The sequence below is a fragment of the Paraburkholderia sp. MM5496-R1 genome (genome assembly GCF_050436205.1).
Lineage (GTDB): Bacteria > Pseudomonadota > Gammaproteobacteria > Burkholderiales > Burkholderiaceae > Paraburkholderia > Paraburkholderia tuberum.
The window spans coordinates 1,339,255-1,364,119 of sequence record NZ_JBNDLT010000002.1 but is presented as its reverse complement, the minus strand read 5'-3'; the positions used below and the strand labels follow the sequence as shown (position 1 = coordinate 1,364,119).

Below are 24,865 nucleotides of genomic sequence, written 5' to 3'. Positions count from 1 at the left end.
AGCTTATCGTCGCGCGGGTTGCCCACCGCCGGGCAGCGTCGTGGTCTTGACAGGCGACCCGCCGCCCGGCCGTGGACAACCTGCGATTTGATCTTATCGGGAGGTGCCACACCGCATTAAACTCAACTGCAAATCTATCCGTCGAACCGGGTCAACCTCAGACCTTGTCCCATTCGCCGAACGGCTGGTTGGCCGTTATGCAAAGAGAACGGTGCTCATACCTGGCGCTGATGAGCTCGAACAGCACCGACGTCTCGGCCTGATCCTTGCTGACGTATGCGAAATCGTCCAGGATGACTAAATCGAAGCGATCCAGCCGGTTGATGGCGGACTCCAGAGCGAGCTCGCGGCGCGCGACCTGCAACCGCTGCACGAGGTCGGTCGTGCGAGCGAAGAGGACCTTCCAGCCCTTCTCCAGCAGGCTCAGTCCAATCGCCGACGACAAGTGTGATTTGCCACCCCCACTGGGCCCCAGAAGAATCAGGTTGGTGCCGTTACGCAACCAGCCGTCGCCAGCGCAAAGCGCCGAGATGTGTGCCCTGGACACCATCGGCACTGCATCGAAATCGAAGTTCTCCAGCGTCTTGCCCGGCAATAGCCTGGCGTCCTTGAGGTGACGCTCGATCCGGCGTCGATCACGCCCGGCGATCTCGTGTTCGGTCAGCGCCATCAGCAGGCGCGCTGCCGGCCAGCCTTCCGTGTCGGACCGCTCGGCAAAGCTGGACCAGATCTGCTTGATGGCCGGCAGCCGCAGATCGTTGAGCAGCAGCGACAGATCCTATGAGCGAGGGGCGTCGACGAACTGATACTTAAAATCAGCGTGTCAAGTCCCGTTCAAAGGAGGAGCATCATGCGCACGAATCAGACGTTCACGGCGGGTGGCGAAGAACTGGTATTGGCGATGTCACTCGAGCTCGCCGCAGCAACCTGGAAGGTCGCGTTGCACGACGGCCGACGCGAGAAGCCCGCCGTGCACGCGGTCGCGCAGCCACAGGCCGCCGCCCGCCTGCAGGCGGTGCTGGACCTGATCGAACGGCACAAGGAGAAGTGGTCGCTGCCCGCGGGCGTGCGCATCGTCGTCAGCTACGAGGCCGGCCAGGACGCGTTCTGGATCTGTCGCGCGCTGCAGGCGCACGGCATCGAGTGCTACGTCGTCGGTCCGGCGAGCATTCCGGTCGAACGCCACAAGCGGCGCGCGAAAACTGACCGGCTCGATGCCATCAAGCTTGTGATGAATCTGCGCGCGTGGCTACGCGGCGAGCGCGATCGCATGCACGTGGTCCACGTGCCGTCGCCACAGGACGAGGCGTCGCGCCAGCTGATGCGCGATCGCGGCCAGTTGCAGAAGGAAGTGCTGCAGCACCGCGACCGCATGCGCAAACTGTTAGCCACGCTCGGCTGCTGGGATGAGGTCGACCACCGGGCCTTCGCTGGCCGGCTCGCCCGTAACGAGGTGAAGTGCCACGACGGCACGCCGCTGCCGCCCGAGCTGCGTGAGCGGCTGCTGCGCGAGTGCGAACGACTGGCGCTGGCGCAGCAGCAACTCGCAACGCTGGAGAAGACGCGTAAGGCGAGCGTGTCGCCTCCTGCGCGCGAACGAAGCGATGCCCTCGCGCGCCTGAAGGGGATTGGCGAAGTGGGTGCGTCGCGCCTCGCCCTCGAGCTGTTCTGGCGGGAGTTCAGCAACCGCCGCCAGGTGGGCGCCTGCGTCGGACTGGTGCCGCAGCCCTACGACAGCGGCCAGAGCCATACCGATCAGGGCATCAGCAGACAGGGTAACCGGAGGGTACGCGCGTTACTGGTTGAGATGGCGTGGACCTGGCTGCGCTATCAGCCCGGCAGTGCACTGACGCAGTGGTTCGACCAGCGCACCCAAGGCACCGGCGCCAACCGCCGCGCGCGCCGCATCGCGATCGTCGCGGTGGCGCGACGTCTGGCGATTGCGCTATGGCGCTACCTGAAGGACGGCATCATCCCTGAAGGCGCGCAGCTGAAGTCAGTGTGACCAGCGAGATATCGTAATAAGGCAATCATGCAACCCCGCGAAGCCAATGTATGACGGTTTGAAGTGGACATGCCCGCCCACCCGCCGGGTTACCGACGTAGCCGCTTTGACAGATGGGGCATGCTCCCCGGGACAAGGTTCCGGCGTAATGCGCATGCAGGATGAGGCTGGCAAAGTGCCAGCGGATAGAAGGTAGTCGGACGTCAGGTCCGACGCGCGCGACGAGCGGCTTCAGACCAAGGACGCAGACCGGCTTGCATGCTGACGAGCGCAATAACCCGCGCTCACCAGCCTTCGCCAGCATTCCGAACCCTTCGCCGCGTCAAGGGTCCGCTGGCGCCAGGCTGAAGCCCGCCCTTGACCCGATTACGCGCCTCCGCACGCACGTGGAGGCGCAGAAGGACCTGACCGATGATTCATGAGACTGTTCGCGAAAGACGTTGACAACTTCCTGCTCATAGAAGACTGTTCGCGAAAGACGTTGACAACTTCCTGCTCATAGAAGGCGGGTGGCATCGATGTCGTGACTCATGCTGCCACCTCCGTTGCCATGTCAAGCAGAGCTTCATAGTCGCTCAGCGGTGCGAGCTGGACGTTCACCTCCGGCATGGCGCTCGCGGGCTTCGCTTCGAAACGCGAACACAGTGCGTCCAGATCGGGTAACTGCCCATCGTCCAGGCACTGCTGCAGCGCCTGGGCCAGTTGCGCTTCGCAGTTGTGCTCGTGGGCCAGGCTGAGCAATTCAGCCATGGTCCTGCATGCCTGGCGCTCCGGCAGTTGCTCGAGCAGGCGATCGAAGGTCAGGCGATAGGCCTCGCGCGGAAAGATCTGATCGCGGTAGACAAGGTTGAGCAGCGCCATGGGCTTGCGGCGCAACGCATGGATGACGTGCCGGTAGTTGATGACGTGGCCGTGCTTGCCATTGGGACCCGCACGGCCGCGCTGCAGTGTCATCAGGGCCGTACTGCCCAGAAACAGCTCCAGCCGGTCGTCGTACAGGCGCACGCGGAGGTGATGACCGATCAGCCGTGACGGGACGGTATAGAACACCTTGCGCAGGACGAAGCCGCAGCTGGTCGTGACGTACACGCGCGTTTCCTCGTAGTCGCACGTACGCTGGGCCGGAAGCGGCTGAAGCAGTGCCCGCTCGGCCTCAATGCGTTTGCCATTACGTGCGTTGATACGACCGACGATCTCGTCGATAAAGCGGCGATAGGAATCGAGATCGTCGAAGTCGTGACTGCCGCGCAGAAGCAACGCATCACGCACTGCGTTCTTGAGGTGGCCGTGAGGGCTCTCGATGGAGCCGTTCTCGTGGGCAACGCCACGGTTGTTGCGCGTAGGGTGCATGCCGTAGTGAGCACACAGCGCCTCGTAACGCGTGGTCAGATCCTCGCGCGCCTCGGCTTCGAGATTGCGGAACGCCGCCGACAGGCTGTCGCTGCGGTGCTCGCGCGGCACGCCTCCGAGTGCCCAGATGGCGTTCTGCAGCCCCTCAGCCAGCGCGACATAGCTCTCGCCGCCGAGAATGACGTGAGCGTGTTCAAAGCCCGAGCAGGCCAGCCGAAAGTGATACAGGCGATGGTCCAGCACGACGCCCGCCACGGTGACGCCCAGACTGTCCATCTCGGTGAAGTCGGATAACCCGAGACGACCGGGTTCGTGTACCTGACGGAACATGACGTCACGTTCCTCGCCATGGAGTGCGCGCCAGTCGCGAATACGTCGCTCGAGTGTGCGACGCACGTTGCCCGGGAGCTCGGGATGGCGCCGAAGCATCTCGTCCAGTACGGCTATTGGACGGATACCGCGAGCGGACTGGAGCAGTGGCACAATCTCGGCGTCAAAGATCGCGGCCAGGGGATCGGCACGGCGACGCCCGCGCGGGGCCTTCTTCTGCGATGGCAATCGCGGATCCTCTTCGATGCGATAGCCCGTGGCGGCGCTGAAACCAGCGCGTGCCGCCGCCTGGGGCGGCCTCTCCTTGAGTCTGTACTTCATGTAGAGCCTCATCTGATGGTCGTTGACGTGTCGGCCGGGCAACTCAGCCTCCCTTCGCTACATGGAAGTGCTGTTCATACCCGATTTACCGCGACCACCGACAAGGCACCCCGACGACGGGGAGCTCCTCGGCGCGGCGTTGCGGCAGCGGTTCCGGGCTACGCCCCCCACCACTGCCGCAACGCCAGTACTCTCATCCTGATTGACGCGCTGCTCTCATCTTGTTTGACGCGCGGCAGGTTGGCGAAGAAGCCCGCAACGTGATTTCGCTTGAGCACTTTCTTCAGCACCGTTCGACCATGCTCATTTACACCATGGACGGCAAAAACGTTCTTCGCCAGATCGATGCCAACTGTCGTAATCTTCATGATGGGCGCTCCCCTCGGTCAGGTGGTTGCTTCGACACATCCACTTTGGCACATTGATGCCGCTTCGGGTGGGGGCGTCCATCCCATTAGTCTTGACGCTAGCTCGTTCGACGGCAGCGACCACTTCTGCTTGTGCTGCGCGATGAGTTCGAGAACGGCCTGCAGTCGCAAGTTCGCCTGTGGCGCGCTGACCGTGTGGACCGCCGGCTTCTCCCTGAATCCGTCGTGAAGCGCGACCTTCCACTGGGCGGCAGACAGTTCAAGCGACACTGCCAGGATGACGCTCTCAGCATGTGGTCCGGTAACGTGATTTGCGTCCGTGATGACCTCCGTTGAGCAAACCTTGGCACGGTCAATCTTACGACTCGGGCCTTGACGACTCTCACGCTACATAGCTTCCGAAGGCCGCCAATCGTCCCCGGTGTTCCGGAAGAAACGATGATGGGCTATAACACAGGCGGCAGCGCGTGATGACCGGAAGATCACTGGTGCGCGCATGCGACGTCCCCGGACGCCGTGTGGCGAGTCCGGTACATAGCATGGTCCGGGAATCGTCGGTGACATTGGTGAGCGGCGCGAGCTGCATCCCGTTTGAGAGATCGAGTCGATTCAGACGCTTCCCCCTGGTGCTGCCCTGAACCAACCAGCCAGAAGCAGGCCATGGCCATGCGCAAGCGGGAAGACGATGAGGTGTATCCGAACGCCGCCGGGATCGATGTGGGCGCGTCCAGCCACTGGGTGGCCAGTCCCCCGGACGGCCGACGACCAGCCGGTGCGCGAGTTCGGCACGATGACCGGTGACCTGCACGCGATGGCCGACTGGCTGCTCACGTGCGGCGTCGATACCGTGGCACTGGAATCCACCGGCGTCTACTGGATCCCGGTGTATGAGGTGCTCGAGCGGCGCGGGCTGACAGTCTGGCTTGTCGATGCGCGGCAGATGAAGTACGTGCCGGGGCGCAGGCGGCGCGCGTCAAGCAAGTTGTCGCCTCACTCATGCAGCCAGAGGCTGTTTATTTGCGCTGATCGACGCCATCTCGACGACTGAGTCGCGTTCGGGGTTAAGCGTCACGGCACCAACCGGTGTCCAGTTGCGCGTGTGACGCGACCAGCGGGCCGGATTGCACGCGCGCGCCTTCGCGTACAGTGCGTGACGTGCCACGAGAAGCGCACGATCGTCGCCGGCATGACGCTGCGCAGGTGTCACGTAGCGGATGCCGCTATGACGATGCTCGAAGTTGTACCACTGCACGAAGCCGGCAGCCCAGGTGCGAGCAGCGTTCAGGTCCTCGAAGCCTGTGACCGGAAACTCCGGCCGGTACTTCGCGGTTCGGAACAGCGCCTCGGCGTAGGCGTTGTCGTCGCTGACACGGGGGCGCGAGTACGACGGCTTGACACCCAGCCAGTGGAGCATCGCCAGCACGGTGGTGGCCTTGAGCGTCGCACCGTTATCGCCGTGCAGCACCGGCCGGGTCTCAAGGACGGCAATGCCTTCGGAGAGCGCCGTACGACGCACGAGATGAGCAGCGTGTTCGGCCGCGTCGCTGTCGTGCACCTCCCAGCCGACAATCTTGCGGCTGTACAGGTCCAGGATCATGTACAGGTGGAACCATCGCCCTGTTACCGTTGCCGGCAGATAGGTCATGTCCCAGCACCACACCTGGCGCGGTGCCGTGGCGACGTGCGTGGTCGGCGGCCGGGCGCTCGAAGGCGTTCTGGCACGGCCACGGCGCGTCATCTGCCCATGCTCGCGCAGCACGCGTGCAAAGGTCGATTCGCTGGCGATGTACACGCCTTCGTCGGCCAGCATCGGCACGATGCGCGCCGGTGGCATGTCGGCAAAGCGCGGCTCGCTGGCTACACGCAGCACGTTCGCCCGCTCCTGCGGGCTCAGGGCGTGCGCGGGCAGCGGGCGCGTCGCGCCGGGCCTGGCGTCACCCTTGACGAGCCCCTCATGGGCCTTCCAGCGCTGCAGGGTACGCACGTCGATCCCGGCCACCTCGCAGGCCAGGCGCAACCGTGCGCCAGCCAGTCTTGCCGAATCGATTTCCCGGGCCAGGAACTGGCGATCTTCGAGGCCGATCATTCGTCCTCGCCCTTGTCCGTGTTGAAGATCGCCCCGAGTTTTTTTGAAAGAACCAGCAATGCGGCTGCCTCGGCCAGTGCTTTCTCCTTGCGCCGCAGTTCGCGTTCCAGTTCCTTGATGCGACGCTGGTCCTGCTTCGTTTGCTGTGGACTCGCACGGGCCTCTTCGGGCTCGGCCAGCGCCTGCGTGGCCGCTTGCCGCCACTGCGCCAGTTCCTGCGGATACACGCCATGCTCGCGGCACCACGCATTGCGGGCCGTCTCGTCCATCGCTGCCGTGCTCAACACCGCTTCGAAACGCGCGGCCGCTGTCCATGCCCGCTCGCGAGCGGGCATGGACAGCGCATCACTGCGCCAGCGCTCCAGCGTCTGCGCGCCCACACCGATCTCTCGCGCAACCTCTTCCACTGATGCGCTCTCCGGCGGCAACAACCGCGCCACCGCTCTGTCCTTGAATGTCTTTCCGTAACGCGTCAACTTGTTCTCTCTTTATCGCCCCCAGATTCCAATTTTATCCAGGCGACAACCATTGTGACGCGGGGGCAGGAGCGACGTACAAGACTGCCAGTGGCTGCAGAAGCTCATGAGTCTCGGACTGCTGCGTGCGGCCTGGCGCCCCGCTGGCGAGGTCTGCGTGGTGCGCGCGGTGGTGCGGCAGCGCGAGCTGCTGCTCACCGAACAAGGTAGCTGGGTGCAGCGCATGCAGAAGGCACTGCTGCAGATGAACCTCCAGCTCACCGACGTACTCACGGACGTGATGGGTACGACCGGACAGGGGATCATCCGCGCGATCGTGGCCGGCGAACGCGACCCGAAGGTGCTCGCGCGTTTCCGCCACAGTCTCGTCAAGGCCAGTACCGAAGACATCATCAGGGCGCTGACCGGCAACTGGCGCGAGGAGCACCTGTTCGTGCTCGCGCAGGCGCTCGCAATGTTCGACAGTCTCGCCGAGCGCATCCTCGAGTGCGATGCGAAGACCGGGGCGCTGCTGGTCCCCCTGGGGCGTCACGACGTCCAGCTGGCCGGGCCGGACAAGAAACGCCAGAAGAACGCCCCCGGTTCGACGCGCGTACCGCGCTCGCGCGCTGGGCGGGCGTGGGCCTGACGCGCATCAACGGCCTGTCCGTGGCCACCGTGATAACGATCCTCTCCGAGATCGGCCCGGATCTGAGCCGCTTTGCCAGCGTCAAGCACTTCTGTTCGTGGCTGCGCCTGTGCCCCGCCACGAACAGAAGTGCTTGACGCTGGCTTCCGGCAAACGACCCTCCGCCAACCGCGCCCGGCAGGCGCTGAAAATGGCAGCCATGAGCCTGTCGCGCAGCGACTCGGCGCTCGGCGCGTTCTACCGCCGGCTGTGCTCACGCATGGACACGCCGCGCGCCAATACCGCGGTCGCCCACAAGCTTGCCCGCATGGTGTACTTCATGCTCACGCGCGGCGAAGCCTTCGTCGACCAGGGGCAGCAGCGCTATGAGGAACAGCAGCGCCAGCGCAGCATCGCAGCCCTCAGGCGACGTGCTTCCGCCCTCGGATTCCAGCTCCAGCCAAACGCGGATTGTTCGCCGGGTCGCTGCGCGCTGGCCAACGAACTCAACGGTCACGAACCCCACGCATATCTGAAAGACATCGGGACACGGCCTCCCACCCACAGGGCAAGCGACATCGCCGCATTGCTGCCACATAACTGGCAACCTCTTACCGCTGTCGCCTGATTCACCGTTCGTCAACGGGGGTTTGCCAGCCGCTTACCGCACGCACGCAAGGCGCCGGATCATACGGAAGTTGCCTGTCCCTGCCACGGAAACGCGGCCAGCACCTCCCGGATCGCCATATCGAAAGGCGTGCGTCGACCGATTCCGAGTACCTCTAAACGGCTCGATGCCAGATGACAGTTGTGCGGGCGCGGCGTCGCGTCGGTGGGTGTGCGCTGGGGCGTCAGACGCGCGTCGAGTTGCAACGCTTCTGCCAGACGCACGGCGATCTCGTACTTGTTCATCGGTTCGTCGCCCGACCATTGCACGATGCCAGAGACCGTTTCGCCGCGCGCGTGCCGCTCGAGCATCTGTCGGATCACGAAAGCGACATCGGGCGTGAACGTAGGATAGCGGATCGCCCAAGCGTCCATCCTGGCAGCCTCGGCCCCCGGCGCCGCCGCCGCTGCAATCGCCGGCACGAGGCTAGTCACGGCCGATTCCGACCAACTGACGATCGGACCATATAGCAGCGGCAGACGCAGCACGCATCCGCCCTCGGCCGTGTCGGTCAGCGCTCGCTCGCCTTCGAGCTTGCTCTGTCCGTACGCGTTCAGTGGCGCAGGTGTGCTGTCGTGACGATAGGGCGGGTGCGTGCCGTCGAACACGTAGTCGGTCGAGATCGACAGTGTCCACGCGCCGTGTCGGTTCGCCGCCCCGGCGATCATTCGCACGGCATCGACGTTCAGCGCGCGAGCAAGCGCCGGATCGCGCTCGCATACATCGGGACGGCGCTCCGCCGCGGCAATCACGACGGCATCCGGCGCTACGCGGTCGATGAAACGCTCGACCGCGACGCTATCGCGAACATCCAACGCGACCATTCGCGGAGACGTTCGGCTATATGCGGTGGAGACGGTCTGCCAGCCGGTCTGGCGCGCGAGTTCGTCGTTGAGCGCGCGGCCGAGCAATCCGGAACCACCTATTACGGCAACCTTGAACATGCGCGGCACCCTCAGCGCACAGACGTGACCGTGTATCCGGCCTCGTCAATCGCGGCCTTCAGCGCATCGACGGGTTGCGCCGACTCCACGAGCACGCGGCCGGTCGCGAGATCCACCTGAACCTGCGCGGCGGCGTCGTGCTCGCGAATCGCGCTCGTGACAGCGGCAACGCAGTGCTGGCAGCTCATGCCTTCTACATGGAGTTCGGTTGTCATTGCAAAGACCTCGGCGGAATCAGATTGCGGATAGTCGAATTATGCCTGCCGTACCTTGTTTGGGTAGCTGACCTTCCCAGCATGGGAAGGTGTAGGATCGATTGGAGTTCAGCCGCAACCTTGAGGAAACAGTCATGAACATAGGCGAAGCGGCCCGCGTGTCGGGCGTTACGGCAAAAATGATCCGCTACTACGAAAGTGTCGGCCTATTGACTGCGAAGGCGCGCACGAGTGCCGGTTATCGCGTGTATGGCCCGCAGGAAGTGCATTCCTTGCGCTTTATTCGCCAGGCTCGCCGGCTCGGATTTCTGGTCGAGGATATCCGGCGGCTGCTTGCTCTATGGCACGACCGCTCGCGTGCAAGTGCCGAAGTAAAGCGGATCGCGCTCGAACATGTCGCCGAACTCGATCGCCGCATCGCCGAACTCACGGACATGCGCGACACTCTCGCGCATCTGGCCGATCATTGCCATGGTGATGACCGGCCAGATTGTCCGATTATCGAGCGACTGGCGGACACCGATCTTGTATCGGGACAAGGTTGCCGTCCGCTTTAAGCGGCTAATCGAAGTGCAACCGGGCCTGCCGATTCTTAAGGTCGAGCGATTCATGCACCGAAAGTGCGCATAAAAATTGCGAAAATGACGTCCACTTAAAGAACGCCTGGATGAATCCCAATAAAATCAGGAAATGCGTTGCACCTTTCCAGTGCACTATTCCAAAACGGAATGCACACCATGCGGGCATTTCACTATTCAGGTTGCACCTTAAGGCTATAATGCGGGTTAACCCTTTCACGGGAAATCCCTGATGTCAAATCACCGGGGATTCGATCTGATCCTTGGAGAACATCATCTTGGCATTCATTCTTGAGAAGCTCAGCACCTGGTTCGAAACCGCGGAACGTAGCCGTCGTGAGGCATATCTCGCCTCGTCGTCGGATATCGTTCAGCTCGAACAGCGCATCCGTTCGCTCGAAACCAACGGCTATTCGCTGTAAGTTTCCGCTTCGAGTTTGACCTGGCGGCGCTGCTTTTGCGCGGCCGTGCAGTACCAATGTCGAGCCCCGTCAAAGCGGGGCTTTGTCATATCTGGACATCGAAATCCGCGTGTGGCTTCGACGTTTTTCCGAGTGAACGGCGCAAGAAAGCTGCTGATGGCGAATATCGACTAGCTTCGTAACGCGGCCCGCGGTAATGTATGGCGTTTTTCGCGCAAGACGGCATTCATAACCAATCGGGCTGTCCATGTCCTCCGTCCGTTCGCTGCAAACTTTCCGAGCCGTGATGGCCGCGGCCGCCATGGCGACGCTCGCCGCCCTCTGCGCCGCGTCAGACGCATTCGCGGTGTCCGATAACGGGCGTCCCCCCGTGATCCTCGATACGCTTGGCGGCGTCAATAATGGCCAGAGCGGTACCGTACTGCTCAGCTCGCCGCCTGCGCAGGAGCCGATCGTCGCCGCGCCGCCGATCGCGGCACCGGTCGAGCTGCCTACGGAATCGTCGCCGCCGTTCGTGGTCGCGCCGTATATCCAATTGCCGGCGGGTGGTGGCGTGCCGCCGCGGCCGGTGCCTCGAGCGGTGCCCCTTCCGCAATAGGTACCGACGGCGCGAAAGATCGTCGGCGGTGCTTCTGGGCGGTCCCGTTTCTCCCCCATACGCCAGCTTGCCTCGCACCCGACAATCTCATTCGGGTTTGGGCGCATGGCGTCCGTGAAACCGTCCGACGACAATCGTTGCGCGCCTCGCCGCCGTGAGCTTGGATCTCGGCAAGTGCGCCTGCGTCACTGCTTCGAACGGAAAACACAAAAGGAGACGTCACCATGCTCAATCAATGGATGCAGCGTGCGACGCGCGCCTGCGTGATGCTGCTCGCACTGGCTGCGTTGCCGGGCGCTGGGTTCGCGAAGGACACGCCGGAAATGCCGACACTGACGATGGCCGTCGGCGGCTTACCTGGCCTGTACTATCTGCCGGTCCTCGCCGCACAGCAGCTCGGCTACTTCAAGGACGAAGGCCTGAACGTCACGCTCGAAGATTTCGCGGGCGGCTCGAAAGCGCTCGAAGCGGTGGTGGGCGGCAGCGCCGAAGTCGGCGCGGGCGCGTTCGAGCACACGTTGTTCATGCAGGCGAAGGGTCAGCACTATCGCGCGTTCGTGTTGATGGGCCGCGCACCGCAGATCGTGATCGGCGTGGTGAAGTCGAAGGCCGATCAGATCAAGTCGCTCGCGGACTTCAAAGGCGCGAAGGTCGGCGTGAGCGCACCGGGTTCGTCGACGGATCTCGTGCTCACCGTTGCGTTGCGCAAGGCCGGCGTGCAGCGCAGCGACATTTCGGCGATCGGCGTCGGCAGCGGCGCGACGGTGCTGGCCGCGGTGGGCAGTGGCCAGATCGACGCGCTGTCCAATGTCGATCCAATGATGACCAAGCTCACGCGTAGCGGCGCCATCAAGGTGCTTGTCGATACGCGTACGGTGAAAGGTACGCAGGAGGTGTTCGGCGGCATGATGCCCGCGGCGACGCTTTACGCGGCCGAAAGCTTCATCCAGAAAAATCCGAAGACAACGCAGGCGCTGACCAACGCGATCGTGCGTGCGAATCATTGGCTGCAGACTGCGAGCGACGCGGATCTGCTGAAGATGGTGCCGCAAGCCTATCTGTTGGGCGACCCGACGCTCTATCTCGACGCCTTTCACAACGTGCGCGACGCGTATTCGCCGGACGGACTGATGCCCGCTGATGGCCCGGCGACGTCGCTGCGCGCGTTGTCGTCGTTCGATAGCCGGCTCGATCCGAAGAAGATCGATCTGAGTGCTACCTATACGAACCAGTTCGCGAGCAAGGCGGCCGCGCAGTTCAAGTGAGCCTATGCGGAGATCGGGTTGCGCAAGACAGGTGACGGGGAACCGCGCGCGGCACGCTCACGCGCCGCACATCGCGTTCAATTGCCGCGATATTCGACCTTGAACGTCGCAGCCTTGTCCTCGCCGAGCGTTTTGACGAGCCATGGCATCTGATCCTTCAGCGTCTTGGCGAGCGTATACGGCGGATTCAGGATGAACATGCCGCTACCGAACAGCCCATAGCCGTCTTCCGGCGGATTGCTGACGGTCAGGCTGACGTGCAGCCAGTTGTCCTTCTGCAACTGCTTCAGTTGATCGGGAAAGCGCTGCGACTCAGGGCGCTTGACCTGCGGATACCAGACCGCATACGTGCCGGTCGGAAACCGCTTCAGACTTTCCTCGACACAGCGCAGCGTGCGCCCGTAATCGCGCTTGTCTTCATACGACGGGTCGAGCAGGATCAGCGCGCGGCGCGGCGCGGGCGGCAACAGCGTGAGAATCCCGTCGAAGCCGTCGCCCGCATACAGCATTGCTCGTCGGCCCGCGTCGCGAAAATTGTGGCGCAGCACGTCGATTTCGGTGCTGTGCAATTCGAAGAGCCGCATACGATCCTGCGCGCGCAGTTGTCGCCACGCAAGATACGGCGAGCCCGGATAAAAATGCAACTGGCCATCGGCATTGAGCGCGCTGACTTCATCGACGTATTCGGCGAACAGCGGCGGGAGATCGTTGCGGCCCCACAGTTTCGCAATACCCGTCTCGAACTCGCCGGTCTTCGTCGCGTAGCCTTCCTTCAGCGAGTAAACGCCGGCGCCCGCGTGCGTGTCGATATACCAGTAGGCCTTGTCCTTCTGGCCAAGGTAGCGCAGGAGCTGCAACACGACGGCGTGTTTCAGAACGTCGGCGTGATTGCCGGCATGAAAGGCGTGGCGGTAGCTGAGCATGATGAGAGGACGCTGAGAGAGCGCAGGCTGGCCCGAAGGAGCCGGCGACGCGCGGTCGCGTATTGTACGCGACCGCGCGTGACCGGTTAGCCACCCGGTGCGTGGCGCTGCGCGCGCGATTACTCGTGCGCGTCGCCGATGATCTCCTCGATCCGCTGCTTTATCTCCGGTGTGATGCGCTCGGCCACCTCGGCGGACTGCATGTTTTCGCCGATCTGTTCGACCCGCGAGGCGCCCGTGATCACCGTGCTGACATTCGGATTCTTCAGAATCCACGCGATCGCGAGCTGACCGACCGTGCAGCCGAGCTCGTCGGCGACCGCGCCGAGCTGGCCGACCACGTTGTTCCGGGTCGGGTCCGTGAGCTGCTGACGCAGCCAGTCATAGCCCTGCAACTGCGCGCGACTGTCGGCTGGCACGCCGTCACGATATTTGCCGGTGAGCAGACCCGATGCGAGTGGGCTCCACGTGGTCAGGCCGAGGCCGATGTCCTCGTAGAGCCGTTTGTATTCCTGCTCGACGCGTTTGCGGTGAAACAGGTTGTATTGCGGCTGCTCCATGACCGGCTTGTGCAGATGATGCCGCTCGGCGATTTCATAGGCGGCGCGAATCTCGTCGGCGCTCCATTCCGAGGTGCCCCAGTACAGCGCCTTGCCGCGCGCGATCATGTCGCTCATTGCCCACACCGTTTCCTCGACCGGCGTGTTCGGGTCCGGACGATGACAGAACACGAGATCCACATAGTCGAGCTGCAGGCGCTTCAGCGACGCGTCGATCGCGTTCATCAGGTACTTGCGGTTCAGCGTGTGGTACTGGTTCGGCGCTTCGTTGAGTCCCCAGAAGAATTTCGTCGACACGATGTAGCTCACGCGCGGCCACGCGAGCTCCTTCAACGCATGGCCCATGATCTCCTCGGATTTGCCGCCCGCGTAGACTTCGGCGTTGTCGAAGAAATTGACGCCCGCGTCGCGCGCCGCGGCAAGCGATTCGCGCGCGGCGCGGTGATCCACCTGGTTGCCGTACGTGACCCATGAGCCGATGGACAACTCGCTCACTTGCAGGCCCGAGCGGCCCAGACGTCGATAATTCATGCATGTCTCCTGGTTGGTGATGCCACGGGAACGGAGCCCGGATTCAGCCCGAAAGCGTCCAGTTTAAAGAGATACGGTTCGATGTGCGTTTTACCTATGTCGTTCACAGGGTTCATGCACAATAGCGAAGTCGGCCGCCGCGCTGCATCCGCCGAACGGTCTATACCGTTTGGCCGACTTCTCGCCGCGCGCGGTCTCGTGGTCTCATTGCTCATCAACTGCATGGAGGTTCTGGATGTCGTCTCTGAACTCGAATCTGAACGGCAAAGTTGCCGTCGTCACTGGTGCCGCGAGCGGCATCGGCAAACAGATCGCGTTGACTCTGTCGGCCGCGGGTGCTGCGGTCGCGATCGCCGACCTGAACCAGGACGGCGCGAACGCCGTGGCTGAAGAAATCAGAAAGGGCGGCGGTAAGGCAGTCGGCGTGGCAATGGACGTGACGAACGAAGATGCCGTCAACCAGGGGATCGACAAGGTCGCCGAGGAATTCGGTTCGATCGACATTCTCGTTTCCAACGCCGGCATCCAGATCGTCAATCCGATCGAAAACTATTCGTTCTCGGACTGGAAGAAGATGCAGGCTATTCACGTGGACGGCGCGTTCCTGACCACCAAGGCCGCGCTCAAGCACATGTACAAGGACAATCGCGGCGGCGTCGTGATTTACATGGGCTCGGTCCACTCGCATCTCGCCTCGCCGCTGAAGTCGGCGTACGTGACCGCGAAGCACGCTCTGCTGGGCCTGTCGCGCGTGCTTGCCAAAGAGGGCGCTGCGCGTAACGTGCGTTCGCACGTCGTGTGTCCGGGCTTCGTGCGCACGCCGCTCGTCGACAAGCAGATTCCCGAGCAGGCGAAAGAATTCGGCATCAGCGAAGAGGAAGTGATCAAGCGTGTGATGCTGGGCGGTACCGTCGACGGTATCTTCACGACGGTCGAAGACGTCGCGCAGACCGTGCTGTTCCTGTCGACATTCCCGAGCGCGGCGCTGACCGGCCAGTCGTTCGTCGTGAGCCACGGCTGGTACATGCACTAAGGGGCGGCCCATGGCGCAACGCAATCTGAAGCGGGCGCGGGTGGGCGTGTCGGGCGACGGGGAGGGCGCGGGTCCGTCGGTCGCCGCCCGCCCGCGCCGCCATCTCCGGTTGCCCAACTACGAAACCGTCGCGCTGATGCTGCAAGGCGGCGGCGCGCTCGGCGCCTATCAGGCCGGCGTCTTTCAGGGACTTTACGAAGCCGGCATCGAACCGAACTGGATCGCGGGCATCTCGATCGGTGCACTGAATACGGCGATCATTGCGGGCAATCCACCGGAACGACGCGTCGAGCGTCTGCTGCAATTCTGGGAGACGATCTGCCAGCCGGCGTTCGGGGCGCCCTTGCCGGCTCCGATCGAGCACCTGCTGTTCAATTCGAGCGAAGCGGTGCGCAAGGCATTTACGGCAGCGCAGGCAATGAGCGCGATCGTCGAAGGGCAAAAGGGCTTTTTCGTGCCGCGTTTCCCACCGCCGTTGCCCACGGTGTCCGGTCCGCCGCAATTGGCGAGCTACTACGACACCACGCCGCTGAAGGCCACGCTCGAGTCGCTGTGTGATTTCGACCGGATTAATTCCGGCGAAATACGCGTGTCGGTGGGCGCGGTGAATTGCGGCACGGGCAATTTCGCGTACTTCGACAATACCCACACCACGCTCAGGCCCGAGCATTTCATAGCGTCTGGCGCGTTGCCGCCGGGATTCGCGGCCGTCGAGATCGACGGTCAGTTCTACTGGGACGGCGGCCTGATGTCGAATACGCCGCTCTACGAGATGCTCCAGTCCACGCCGCGTCGCGACACGCTCGCGTTTCAGGTCGACCTATGGAGTGCGATCGGGCCGGTGCCGGACAACCTCACCGACGTGCAGGGCCGCATGAAAGACATCCAGTATTCGAGCCGTACGCGTCTCGTGACCGACATGCTGCAGCGCTCGCAGCGTTTCCGCCACGTACTGCGCGAGGTGCTGGACCGTGTGCCAGAAGACCAACGCGACGATCCGTGGTGCAAGCTGGCCGAAGATCTGTCGTGTTCAAAGCGCTACAACGTGATTCACCTGATCTACCGGCACAAGGAATACGAAGGACACTACAAGGACTTTCAATTCGGTCTGTCGACGATGCGCGAGCATTGGCGAAGCGGTCTCGAAGATATTCTCCGTTCTCTCGAGCAGCCCGACTGGCTCGATATGCCGGAAAACGATGCCGGGTTCGTCACGCACGATATTCATCGGGATTCGCGCTGATTCCTCGCGGAGAGCCCCGACGCTGCGCCAACCAAGGCCGAACCGTCAGAAAATAAAAAAACGGCGCCCTTTCAGAAAAGGGCGCCGTTTTTACAGGCGGTGGCAGCGGCGAACCTGCTGCACTTGCACGGCAAACCTCCGCGCTGTGAATCGCCTTACTTCAGCACGTGAGCAATCGCGGTGGCGACGACGTCGAGGTTGCGCGTATTGAGCGCAGCCACGCAGATGCGGCCCGTGCTGACCGCATAGATACCGAACTCTTCGCGCAGACGGTCCACTTGCGGTGCCGTCAGACCCGAGTACGAGAACATGCCGCGCTGGGCGTTCACGAAGCTGAAGTCACGATCAACGCCGCTTGCCTTCAGACGCTCGACGAGACCATTGCGCATCGCGCGGATGCGCTCGCGCATTTCGCCCAGTTCGCTTTCCCACGTCGCGCGCAGTTCCGGCGATGCGAGCACGGCCGCGACCACCGAGCCGCCGTGCGTCGGCGGGTTCGAGTAGTTGGTGCGGATCACGCGTTTCAGTTGCGACAGCACGCGCGCCGCTTCTTCCTTGCTCGCGGTGATGATCGACAGTGCGCCGACGCGCTCGCCGTACAGCGAGAACGACTTCGAGAACGACGAAGACACGAACACGTTCAGTTCCTGCGCCGCGAACAGACGCACGGCTGCCGCGTCCGCTTCGATGTTGTCGCCGAAGCCCTGGTAGGCGATATCGAGGAACGGCACGAGGTTGCGCGCCTTGACGACCTCGACGACCTGCTTCCACTGCTCGACGCTCAGGTCGACGCCGGTCGGGTTATGGCAGCACGCGTGCAGCACGACGATCGTGCCCGCCTCATAGCTGTTCAGCGCGCTCAACATGCCGTCGAAGTTCACGCCGTGCGTCTGCGCGTCATAGTACGGATACGATTCGACGACGAAGCCCGCGCCTTCGAACAGCGCGCGGTGATTTTCCCAGCTCGGATCGCTGATCGCGACCTTGCTATTCGGATTCACGCGCTTCAGGAAGTCCGCGCCGATCTTCAGCGCGCCCGTGCCGCCCAGCGCCTGCGCCGTGACGACGCGGCCGGCCGCGATCAGCGGCGAGTCGTTGCCGAGCAGCAGCTTTTGCACGGCGGCATCGTAAGCGGCGATACCTTCGATCGGCAGATAGCCACGCGGCAGCGCGGCTTCGACGCGAGCCTTTTCCGCCTCGCGCACGGCGCGCAGCAGCGGAATCTTGCCTTCTTCATTGAAGTACACGCCAACGCCGAGGTTGACCTTGGTGGCGCGCGTATCGGCGTTGAAAGCTTCGTTCAGGCCCAGAATCGGGTCGCGGGGAGCAAGTTCGACGGCGGAGAACAGAGACATGATGGGTGGGCAGCAGTAGTGAAAAGAGGGCGGCTTCGCGCGCGAGCGGCTCCATCTGGGGCGTCGGCGGCGTTTCGCGGGTGGGCGTGAGTTCGACGAAACGCGAAAATCGGGGACGGCCTATGGGCAGCGGCGAGCGAGCGCAACTTCGCATTGTAACGAATCCGGGCGCTTTTTTCGGACGACCAGACGGGCAAAAGGCGATTATTTGCTTGAAAAACAGGCACTGGAGAGCCATGTGGCAGTAAGGAATTCGAGCGGGCGTGGCGATGTCGACCGCGCGACCAGGCCGAGGTGCGTTGCCCCTTGGCGCTGACTGCGCCACGATGACGCGTGGCGTGGAGGACAGAGCCCGGCATGGGAGTTCGCGGTAAACCCCGTCAGGGCGCGCAAGTCCGCAAAGGGCCATACACACCGGCGCCTAGGGCGCCCTACGTAAGCCCGCTCGATCTTCGCTTTCCGCAACCCGTTAGAATGATTCTTTGCCCAAGGCCCGGTGCCGCCCCTCATGTCCGAACACCATCTGACTGAAGCCGACGATACGCTCGACGAATCAAAATTCATCGCGTTCGAAGGTTCACCGTTCAAGCTCTACCAGCCGTATCCGCCCGCCGGCGACCAGCCCACGGCCATCGACACGCTCGTCGAAGGCGTCGGCGACGGTCTCGCGTTCCAGACGCTGCTCGGCGTGACCGGCTCCGGCAAGACTTTCACGATGGCCAACACGATCGCGCGGCTCGGCCGCCCGGCGATCGTGTTCGCGCCGAACAAGACGCTCGCCGCGCAGCTGTATTCGGAGTTCCGCGAGTTCTTTCCGCGCAACGCGGTCGAGTACTTCGTTTCGTACTACGACTACTACCAGCCGGAAGCGTATGTGCCGCAGCGCGATCTGTTCATCGAGAAAGACTCGTCGATCAACGAGCATATCGAGCAGATGCGGCTGTCGGCGACCAAGAGCCTGATGGAGCGGCGCGACGTGGTGATCGTCGCGACGGTGTCGGCGATTTACGGTATCGGCAATCCGTCCGAATACCACCAGATGATCCTGACGCTGCGCACCGGCGACCGGCTCGGCCAGCGCGACGTCATCGCGCGGCTGATCGCGATGCAGTACAGCCGCAACGAAGCCGACTTCCAGCGCGGCTCGTTCCGCGTGCGCGGCGACACCATCGATATCTTCCCGGCCGAGCACGCCGAGATGGCGGTGCGCGTCGAGCTGTTCGACGACGAAATCGAAACACTGCAGCTATTCGATCCGCTCACCGGCCGCGTGCGACAGAAAATTCCGCGCTTTACCGTGTATCCGTCGTCGCACTACGTGACGCCGCGCGATACCGTGCTGCGCGCCGTCGAAACGATCAAGGCCGAGCTGCGCGAGCGCCTCGAATTCTTCTATAGCCAAGGCAAGCTCGTCGAGGCGCAGCGCCTCGAGCAGCGCACCCGCTTTGACCTCGAAATGCTGCAGGAGCTCGGTTTCTGCAAGGGCATCGAGAACTATTCGCGGCACTTCTCGGGCGCGGCGCCGGGCGAGCCGCCGCCGACGCTCGTCGATTACCTGCCGCCCGACGCGATCATGATGCTCGACGAATCGCACGTGCTGATTGGCCAGCTGAACGGCATGTACAACGGCGACCGCGCGCGCAAGGAAAACCTCGTCGACTACGGCTTCCGGCTGCCGTCGGCGCTCGACAACCGGCCGCTCAAGTTCAACGAGTTCGAGCGCAAGATGCGCCAGGTCGTGTTCGTGTCGGCGACGCCCGCCGATTACGAGAAGAGGACCGCGGGGCAGGTCGCCGAACAGCTTGTGCGTCCTACCGGCCTCGTCGACCCTGAAATCGAGGTGCGGCCGGCGCGCAGCCAGGTCGACGACGTGCTTGGCGAGATCAACGAGCGCATCAAGGCCGGCGACCGCGTGCTGGTCACGACGCTGACCAAGCGGATGGCCGAGCAGCTCACCGAGTTCCTGGCCGACCATGGCATCAAGGTGCGCTATCTGCACAGCGACATCGACACGGTCGAGCGCGTCGAGATCATCCGCGATCTGCGTCTCGGCGCGTTCGACGTGCTGGTCGGGATCAACCTGCTGCGCGAGGGGCTCGATATTCCCGAGGTGTCGCTCGTCGCGATTCTCGACGCGGACAAGGAAGGCTTCCTGCGCGCCGAGCGGTCGCTGATCCAGACCATCGGCCGGGCGGCGCGTAACGTGAACGGCAAGGCGATTCTGTACGGAGACAACATCACGGACTCGATGCGTCGCGCGATCGACGAAACCGAGCGGCGGCGTACGAAGCAGATCGCGTTCAACGCCGCGCACGGCATTACGCCGCGCGGCGTCGTGAAACGGATTCGCGACATCATCGATGGCGTGTACAACATCGACGAAGCGCGTGCCGAGTTGAAGGAGCAGCAGACTCGCGCGAAGTTCGAGGACATGTCCGAGAAGCAGCTCGCCAAGGAGATCAAGCGCCTCGAAAAGCAGATGATGGAGCACGCGAAGAATCTCGAATTCGAGAAGGCCGCGCAGACCCGCGACCAGCTAGCGCTGCTGCGTCAGCGCGTGTTCGGCGCGAACGTCGGCGACCACGTGTCGGGCGTCGAATAGCTGGCGTCCCTCCACCGCTTTTGTCCACCACGAAAGGGCGCGGCCACTTGCCGCGCCTGTTCACATCGGCCGGCGCTTTAGCTCCCGCTGCAGCCGTCGGCGCGGCCAACTTGGCCGTGACGAATTCCGTCCCTGTTTCCCCGTCGCACGAAGGTTTCTTAAGCGAGCCTTAAGACCCTGCTGACATCAGGCAGAGCGTGCTGACAGGTTTGTTCTCGTCAACGATCGATGATAAACTCGCCCCAATATTGAGAATGGTTCGCATTTAAATTTACATCTGACTTGCGAGCGCAGTGTTTCAACGACATTCAACGAAATCGATTCCCAGTCTGATCAAAACAAGGAGCTTCAATGCGGATTTCTTCGTTTGTGCGCGGTGGCGCGGCAGCGGTAGCTGCTGTCGCGGCGCTGTCGGTCTCGGCCGCCGAATATCCGATTGGCAAGCAGCAGATCCAGGGCGGCATGGAAATCGGCGCGGTCTACCTGCAGCCGGTCACGATGGAACCCGAAGGCATGATGCGCAAGGCGTCGGATTCGGACATCCACCTCGAGTCCGACATCCACGCGGTCAAGAACAATCCGACCGGTTTCGCCGAAGGCGACTGGATGCCGTATCTGCAGGTGCACTACGAACTGACGAAGGCCGGCTCGAACCAGCCGTTGAAAGGCGACCTGATGCCGATGGTCGCGAACGATGGTCCGCACTACGGCGACAACGTCAAGCTGCAAGGCCCGGGCAAGTATCACCTGAAGCTGATCGTCGAACCGCCGATGCAAATGGGCCACATGGCGTTCGGCCGTCACGTCGACAAGGAAACCGGCGTCGGTCCGTGGTTCAAGCCAATCACGCTCGAATACGACTTCACCTTCGCTGGCATCGGCAAGAAGGGCGGTTACTGATCGGCGCGCGGTGCCAATGCGGTCGCTCAACGTATCAGTGAATGCAGCAGACGGCGCGCGGACAGTCGGAGTCATATCTGGCATTGGCGCGTCGCGTTTTCCGGAAAGGGCAATGAGAATAAACCGAAAGATCGCGATGCTTGCCGTCACGTTTTGCCTGGCGGCCACGGCTCATGCAGCCGACCTGCCGACCTTCAAGCTCGAAATGAACGACGGCAAACTGAACCCGGCCCGCATCGAAGTGCCGGCAGGCCAGCGTATCAAGATCGAAGTACGCAACACCGGCAAGGGCGCGGCCGAATTCGAAAGCGTGCAGTTGCGTAAAGAGAAGGTTCTGGCGCCGGGCGCCGATTCGTTCGTCGTGATCGCTCCGCTGGAGCCGGGCGAATACAAGTTTTTCGACGACTTTCACCACCAGGCGCAGGGCGTGATCGTCGCGAAGTAAGCAGTGGTCTCGATCGAATGCGAACGCGAACTCGCCACGGCAAGCGGGCGCTGTCGGTCGCGCGAGGCAACGGATGCGGGCAGTAGAAGGATCGAAGGGAGAGCTTGAATGGGTCAGATTCTGTTCGTCGTGTGGCGGGAGAGCGTCGAGGCGCTGCTGGTCGTCGGCATCCTGTACGCGTGGTTGAAAAATGGCGACGACGACGCCCGCCGCGGCTTGCCGTACCTGTGGGGCGGCGTGGCGGCCGGCGTGATCGCGGCGGTGGCGCTCGGCGCGGCGCTGGTCGGCTTCACCGAGGTGCTCTCCGGTGACGCGCAGGATTACTTCCAGACCGCGATGGTGCTCATCGCCTGCGTGCTGATCGTGCAGATGGTGCTATGGATGAAGCAGCACGGCCGCACGCTGAAGCGCGACATGGAACAGTCGCTGCAAAAGAGCCAGCGCGATTCGAACTGGTGGGGCGTGGCGCTGCTGGTCGCACTGGCGATCGCGCGCGAAGGCAGCGAAACCGTGATCTTCCTGTACGGCCTCGGCTTTGGCCAGTCGGGTCATGTCGACGGCAGTCAGATGCTCGCTGTCGTGATCGGTCTCGCGCTTGCGTTCCTGACCTTCTACGTGTTGCAGCTCGGCGGCAAGATCATCTCGTGGCGGCTCTTTTTTCGCGTCACCGAAATCATGCTGCTGTTCCTCGGCGCGGGGCTGTTCCAGACCGGCGTCGACAAGCTGATCGACAAGGAAATCCTGCCGACGCTCGTCGACCAGCTGTGGAATTCCTCGGCGATTCTCGATGACTCGAGCACCTTCGGTTCGCTCGTCGCGACGCTGACCGGCTACCGCGCGCATCCGGCGCTGATGAATCTGCTCGCCTATGCCGTGTATTGGGCCGTCGTTTATCTGCTCGTGCGCCGCGCCAGTCGCAAGCCCGCGCAGCAGCCGGCAGGGCGCGCGGCATGAGCGCCGTGATGGCTTCCCGGCCGGGCCGCCTCGCGGCGGCCGGCCAGTGGATGCAGCGCCACGGCGCGGTGATTCGCGGCATCCAGTGGGTCGTGGTCGCGGTGTATGCGTTCCTGATCGTCGTGCCCGCGCTGATGCCGCTGCCGGACGACACCGCGCATCTGTGGAACAACCTGACGCTCGCCGCGCAGTTCGTGTTCTGGGGCATCTGGTGGCCGTTCGTGTTGCTGTCGATGGTGATGCTCGGCCGCGTCTGGTGCGGCGTGCTGTGTCCGGAGGGCGCGCTCGCCGAATTCGCGAGCAAATTCGGCCGCGGCCGAGCGATTCCGCATTGGATGCGCTGGGGCGGCTGGCCGTTCGTCGCGTTCGGCATCACGACGATCTACGGGCAGATGGTGAGCGTCTACCAGTATCCGAAAGCGGTGTTGCTGGTACTCGGCGGCTCGACCTTCGCGGCAATCGTGATCGGTCTGCTATACGGACGCGAGAAGCGCGTCTGGTGCAAATACCTGTGCCCGGTCAACGGGGTCTTTTCGCTTCTGTCACGGCTCGCGCCGTTTCACTACAAGGTCGACGAAGACGCGTGGCGCCGCTCGTATAAGAACGGCGAGCATGGGCATCGCGTGATTCCGATCAACTGCGCGCCGCTCGTGCCGTTGCGCAACATGAAAGGCGCGGCGGACTGCCATATGTGCGGCCGCTGCAGCGGACACCGCGATGCGATCGCGCTGACGTGGCGCAAGCCGTCGACCGAAGTCGTGCAGTTGGGCGACAAGAACGCGAACCCGTGGGACACCGCGCTGATCCTGTACGGCCTGCTCGGCATCGCGATCGGCGCGTTCCACTGGACCGCGTCGCGCTGGTTCATCGACCTGAAGATGTTCGCCGCGACGTGGCTCGTCGATCGCGACATCACGTGGCCGCTCGACACCAACGCGCCGTGGTTCCTGTTCACGCATTACCCCGACCAGAACGACGTGTTCTCGTGGCTCGACGGCTCGCTGCTGATCGGCTACATCCTGTCGACGGCGCTTGTCTACGGCACCGTGCTGCTGCTGTTGCTGACGGGCGCGACGCGCATGCTCGGGCGCTTCGACGCAACGCGTCTGCATCACTTGACGCAGGGGCTGATTCCGATCGCGGGCGCGGGCGTATTCCTTGGTTTGTCGGCGACGACGCTGTCGCTGCTGCGCGCCGAGCACGTGTCGCTGTGGTGGGCGTCGGATCTGCGCATCGCAATTCTCGTGATTGCGAGCGCGTGGAGCGCATGGCTCGCGTGGCTCGTCACGCGCCGCTACAGCGAGCGCTTCGTGCAACGCGCGCTGGCGATGCTGTGGTTCGTCGCGGCGCTGGCGGTCGTCAATAGCGCGTGGTGGCTGATGTTCTGGGGCTGGGCCTCGAAGTAAGTCTTCAGCCTGTGTCCGGTGCGAACGCAGGCGCAAACGAAAAGCCGTGGGATGGTGACATCCCACGGCTTTATCATTTTCAGCGATGTACGCCGTTGCGCGCATCGGCTTTCGAGCGAGAACCAAAAAAGCGGCCTGGCTTGCTGCGACGGCTGGCTTGGTGTCTGCACGAAGGGGTCTAGTTCTCGCGTGCAAACCGTCGTGGCTGGCTAATGCCTAACACCTCTCTGGGAGGTGGTCCCCACAATACCCGGTACTTACCTCGTGTTGCCTTGCTACTTCGTCAGGATCAGCTTGCCGAGGCGCGTCGCACGCAGTTGATACGTGTCGCCGTTGTGCACGATGCTGATGTGACTATGGCCTTGCAGCAGCGCGTCGCTGCGCACGACCCGTTCCGACGTCTCGCTCTGGCCGGCGGTGCGTTGCGCGCCGGGTTTCGCCGCGGGCGCGGCCGTCGTCGACGATTTCGGGCGGCTGGTTAGCGCGGCCGCCGAGCGGCGCAGGCTGAGCGTGGAGGAGCGGGTCATATCGGTCATTCGTTTTAGCTTGTTCGTCGATTCGATGTGATTATTCTAAATGATAACCATTCCTATTTACAAGATCGAGAAATTGATCGGATTCGACTTTTGATAGCTGAATGAAAGTGCGTCTAGATGGCGATTCTGGAAGCCATTCTGACAT

Annotated in this window: 20 protein-coding genes and 5 pseudogenes; 15 read left to right on the top strand and 10 right to left on the bottom strand. The window is 63.1% G+C overall.

What is annotated here, in order from left to right:
* Positions 1–160 precede the first annotated feature (160 nt).
* Positions 161–775, bottom strand: a pseudogene (gene istB / locus OKW38_RS13145) (IS21-like element helper ATPase IstB); the annotation flags it as partial.
* Between the two features lie 75 nt (positions 776–850).
* On the opposite strand from istB, the gene OKW38_RS13140 reads away from it, so the two are divergent.
* Positions 851–2,005 carry an IS110 family transposase gene (locus OKW38_RS13140; RefSeq protein WP_429361815.1) on the top strand — a complete coding sequence of 385 codons (1,155 nt, stop codon included), beginning with the start codon at positions 851–853 and terminating at the stop codon, positions 2,003–2,005.
* 528 nt (positions 2,006–2,533) lie between these two features.
* Here the strand turns inward: OKW38_RS13140 and istA are convergent.
* The gene (istA, locus tag OKW38_RS13135; RefSeq protein WP_429361813.1) at positions 2,534–4,048 is read right to left on the bottom strand and encodes an IS21 family transposase; all 1,515 of its coding nucleotides are present in this window, start codon (positions 4,046–4,048) and stop codon (positions 2,534–2,536) included.
* Between the two features lie 191 nt (positions 4,049–4,239).
* Positions 4,240–4,374 (bottom strand): annotated as a pseudogene (locus OKW38_RS13130) (IS110 family transposase); the annotation flags it as partial.
* Positions 4,375–5,067: 693 nt separating this feature from the next.
* On the opposite strand from OKW38_RS13130, the pseudogene OKW38_RS13125 reads away from it, so the two are divergent.
* A pseudogene (locus OKW38_RS13125) lies at positions 5,068–5,338 on the top strand (IS110 family transposase); the annotation flags it as partial.
* Positions 5,339–5,368: 30 nt separating this feature from the next.
* On the opposite strand, the gene OKW38_RS13120 reads toward OKW38_RS13125, so the two are convergent.
* Positions 5,369–6,936, bottom strand: a protein-coding gene (locus OKW38_RS13120) for an IS3 family transposase (protein ID WP_429361812.1) whose coding sequence is annotated in 2 segments (ribosomal slippage) — positions 5,369–6,498 and positions 6,498–6,936 — 1,569 coding nt in all. Because the reading frame shifts where the segments join, the coding sequence is not laid out codon by codon here.
* A gap of 61 nt (positions 6,937–6,997) precedes the next feature.
* On the opposite strand from OKW38_RS13120, the pseudogene OKW38_RS13115 reads away from it, so the two are divergent.
* Positions 6,998–8,009 (top strand): annotated as a pseudogene (locus tag OKW38_RS13115) (IS110 family transposase); the annotation flags it as partial.
* A gap of 5 nt (positions 8,010–8,014) precedes the next feature.
* Positions 8,015–8,171 (top strand): annotated as a pseudogene (locus OKW38_RS13110) (transposase domain-containing protein); the annotation flags it as partial.
* A 59-nt stretch (positions 8,172–8,230) separates the two neighbouring features.
* Here the strand turns inward: OKW38_RS13110 and OKW38_RS13105 are convergent.
* A complete protein-coding gene (locus OKW38_RS13105) occupies positions 8,231–9,154 on the bottom strand; it encodes a dTDP-4-dehydrorhamnose reductase family protein (protein WP_429361811.1) in 924 nt (307 codons plus the stop codon).
* 11 nt (positions 9,155–9,165) lie between these two features.
* Positions 9,166–9,369, bottom strand: coding sequence for a heavy-metal-associated domain-containing protein (locus OKW38_RS13100; RefSeq protein WP_429336054.1), 204 nt, complete (start codon positions 9,367–9,369; stop codon positions 9,166–9,168).
* A gap of 134 nt (positions 9,370–9,503) precedes the next feature.
* Here OKW38_RS13100 and cueR point away from each other — a divergent pair, with 134 nt between their 5' ends.
* From cueR to OKW38_RS13080, 4 genes are all read left to right on the top strand, one after another.
* Positions 9,504–9,926 carry a Cu(I)-responsive transcriptional regulator gene (cueR, locus tag OKW38_RS13095; RefSeq protein WP_018418651.1) on the top strand — a complete coding sequence of 141 codons (423 nt, stop codon included), beginning with the start codon at positions 9,504–9,506 and terminating at the stop codon, positions 9,924–9,926.
* Between the two features lie 296 nt (positions 9,927–10,222).
* On the top strand, positions 10,223–10,369 hold the full coding sequence (locus OKW38_RS13090) for a DUF3563 family protein (protein WP_429363735.1): 147 nt from the start codon (positions 10,223–10,225) through the stop codon (positions 10,367–10,369).
* 247 nt (positions 10,370–10,616) lie between these two features.
* A complete protein-coding gene (locus tag OKW38_RS13085) occupies positions 10,617–10,967 on the top strand; it encodes a hypothetical protein (RefSeq protein WP_429361809.1) in 351 nt (116 codons plus the stop codon).
* Positions 10,968–11,191: 224 nt separating this feature from the next.
* On the top strand, positions 11,192–12,232 hold the full coding sequence (locus tag OKW38_RS13080) for an ABC transporter substrate-binding protein (RefSeq protein WP_429361808.1): 1,041 nt from the start codon (positions 11,192–11,194) through the stop codon (positions 12,230–12,232).
* A 77-nt stretch (positions 12,233–12,309) separates the two neighbouring features.
* Here OKW38_RS13080 and OKW38_RS13075 read toward each other — a convergent pair whose 3' ends face one another.
* Together OKW38_RS13075 and OKW38_RS13070 are read right to left on the bottom strand one after the other, a co-directional pair.
* On the bottom strand, positions 12,310–13,155 hold the full coding sequence (locus OKW38_RS13075) for a 23S rRNA (adenine(2030)-N(6))-methyltransferase RlmJ (RefSeq protein WP_184032566.1): 846 nt from the start codon (positions 13,153–13,155) through the stop codon (positions 12,310–12,312).
* 119 nt (positions 13,156–13,274) lie between these two features.
* Positions 13,275–14,246: a potassium channel beta subunit family protein gene (locus OKW38_RS13070; protein WP_429361806.1), complete on the bottom strand. Its 972-nt coding sequence runs from the start codon at positions 14,244–14,246 to the stop codon at positions 13,275–13,277.
* 235 nt (positions 14,247–14,481) lie between these two features.
* Between OKW38_RS13070 and OKW38_RS13065 the strand changes: the two genes are divergently transcribed.
* Both OKW38_RS13065 and OKW38_RS13060 read left to right on the top strand, forming a co-directional pair.
* Positions 14,482–15,279: a 3-hydroxybutyrate dehydrogenase gene (locus OKW38_RS13065; RefSeq protein ID WP_429361805.1), complete on the top strand. Its 798-nt coding sequence runs from the start codon at positions 14,482–14,484 to the stop codon at positions 15,277–15,279.
* 10 nt (positions 15,280–15,289) lie between these two features.
* Positions 15,290–16,522: a DUF3734 domain-containing protein gene (locus tag OKW38_RS13060; RefSeq protein WP_090803834.1), complete on the top strand. Its 1,233-nt coding sequence runs from the start codon at positions 15,290–15,292 to the stop codon at positions 16,520–16,522.
* 155 nt (positions 16,523–16,677) lie between these two features.
* On the opposite strand, the gene OKW38_RS13055 is transcribed toward OKW38_RS13060, so the two are convergent.
* Entirely contained in the window at positions 16,678–17,877 is a 1,200-nt protein-coding gene (locus OKW38_RS13055) for an amino acid aminotransferase (protein WP_090803836.1), read from the bottom strand.
* A 508-nt stretch (positions 17,878–18,385) separates the two neighbouring features.
* On the opposite strand from OKW38_RS13055, the gene uvrB reads away from it, so the two are divergent.
* From uvrB to OKW38_RS13030, 5 genes are all read left to right on the top strand, one after another.
* Positions 18,386–20,479: an excinuclease ABC subunit UvrB gene (gene uvrB / locus OKW38_RS13050; RefSeq protein ID WP_187619690.1), complete on the top strand. Its 2,094-nt coding sequence runs from the start codon at positions 18,386–18,388 to the stop codon at positions 20,477–20,479.
* Positions 20,480–20,830: 351 nt separating this feature from the next.
* Positions 20,831–21,379 carry an iron transporter gene (locus OKW38_RS13045; protein WP_090803840.1) on the top strand — a complete coding sequence of 183 codons (549 nt, stop codon included), beginning with the start codon at positions 20,831–20,833 and terminating at the stop codon, positions 21,377–21,379.
* A 112-nt stretch (positions 21,380–21,491) separates the two neighbouring features.
* Positions 21,492–21,824, top strand: a complete 333-nt coding sequence (locus OKW38_RS13040) for a cupredoxin domain-containing protein (protein WP_429361804.1) — start codon at positions 21,492–21,494, stop codon at positions 21,822–21,824.
* A gap of 108 nt (positions 21,825–21,932) precedes the next feature.
* Positions 21,933–22,778: an FTR1 family iron permease gene (locus OKW38_RS13035; protein WP_429361803.1), complete on the top strand. Its 846-nt coding sequence runs from the start codon at positions 21,933–21,935 to the stop codon at positions 22,776–22,778.
* On the top strand, positions 22,775–24,184 hold the full coding sequence (locus tag OKW38_RS13030; RefSeq protein WP_429361801.1) for a 4Fe-4S binding protein: 1,410 nt from the start codon (positions 22,775–22,777) through the stop codon (positions 24,182–24,184). Before OKW38_RS13035 ends, OKW38_RS13030 begins: the two co-directional genes overlap by 4 nt.
* 275 nt (positions 24,185–24,459) lie before the next feature.
* On the opposite strand, the gene hemP is transcribed toward OKW38_RS13030, so the two are convergent.
* Positions 24,460–24,720 carry a hemin uptake protein HemP gene (hemP, locus tag OKW38_RS13025; RefSeq protein ID WP_090803846.1) on the bottom strand — a complete coding sequence of 87 codons (261 nt, stop codon included), beginning with the start codon at positions 24,718–24,720 and terminating at the stop codon, positions 24,460–24,462.
* Between the last annotated feature and the right edge of the window lie 145 nt (positions 24,721–24,865).

Coding starts and splice junctions, on each gene's coding strand:
- OKW38_RS13085 (WP_429361809.1), top strand. CDS start 10,617: ATGTCCTCCGTCCGTTCGCTGCAAACTTTCCGAGCCGTGATGGCCGCG.
- OKW38_RS13035 (WP_429361803.1), top strand. CDS start 21,933: ATGGGTCAGATTCTGTTCGTCGTGTGGCGGGAGAGCGTCGAGGCGCTG.
- uvrB (WP_187619690.1), top strand. CDS start 18,386: ATGTCCGAACACCATCTGACTGAAGCCGACGATACGCTCGACGAATCA.
- cueR (WP_018418651.1), top strand. CDS start 9,504: ATGAACATAGGCGAAGCGGCCCGCGTGTCGGGCGTTACGGCAAAAATG.
- OKW38_RS13075 (WP_184032566.1), bottom strand. CDS start 13,155: ATGCTCAGCTACCGCCACGCCTTTCATGCCGGCAATCACGCCGACGTT.
- OKW38_RS13105 (WP_429361811.1), bottom strand. CDS start 9,154: ATGTTCAAGGTTGCCGTAATAGGTGGTTCCGGATTGCTCGGCCGCGCG.
- OKW38_RS13080 (WP_429361808.1), top strand. CDS start 11,192: ATGCTCAATCAATGGATGCAGCGTGCGACGCGCGCCTGCGTGATGCTG.
- OKW38_RS13045 (WP_090803840.1), top strand. CDS start 20,831: ATGCGGATTTCTTCGTTTGTGCGCGGTGGCGCGGCAGCGGTAGCTGCT.
- OKW38_RS13055 (WP_090803836.1), bottom strand. CDS start 17,877: ATGTCTCTGTTCTCCGCCGTCGAACTTGCTCCCCGCGACCCGATTCTG.
- hemP (WP_090803846.1), bottom strand. CDS start 24,720: ATGACCGATATGACCCGCTCCTCCACGCTCAGCCTGCGCCGCTCGGCG.
- OKW38_RS13065 (WP_429361805.1), top strand. CDS start 14,482: ATGTCGTCTCTGAACTCGAATCTGAACGGCAAAGTTGCCGTCGTCACT.
- OKW38_RS13140 (WP_429361815.1), top strand. CDS start 851: ATGCGCACGAATCAGACGTTCACGGCGGGTGGCGAAGAACTGGTATTG.
- OKW38_RS13030 (WP_429361801.1), top strand. CDS start 22,775: ATGAGCGCCGTGATGGCTTCCCGGCCGGGCCGCCTCGCGGCGGCCGGC.
- OKW38_RS13070 (WP_429361806.1), bottom strand. CDS start 14,246: ATGAATTATCGACGTCTGGGCCGCTCGGGCCTGCAAGTGAGCGAGTTG.
- OKW38_RS13040 (WP_429361804.1), top strand. CDS start 21,492: ATGAGAATAAACCGAAAGATCGCGATGCTTGCCGTCACGTTTTGCCTG.
- OKW38_RS13060 (WP_090803834.1), top strand. CDS start 15,290: ATGGCGCAACGCAATCTGAAGCGGGCGCGGGTGGGCGTGTCGGGCGAC.
- OKW38_RS13100 (WP_429336054.1), bottom strand. CDS start 9,369: ATGACAACCGAACTCCATGTAGAAGGCATGAGCTGCCAGCACTGCGTT.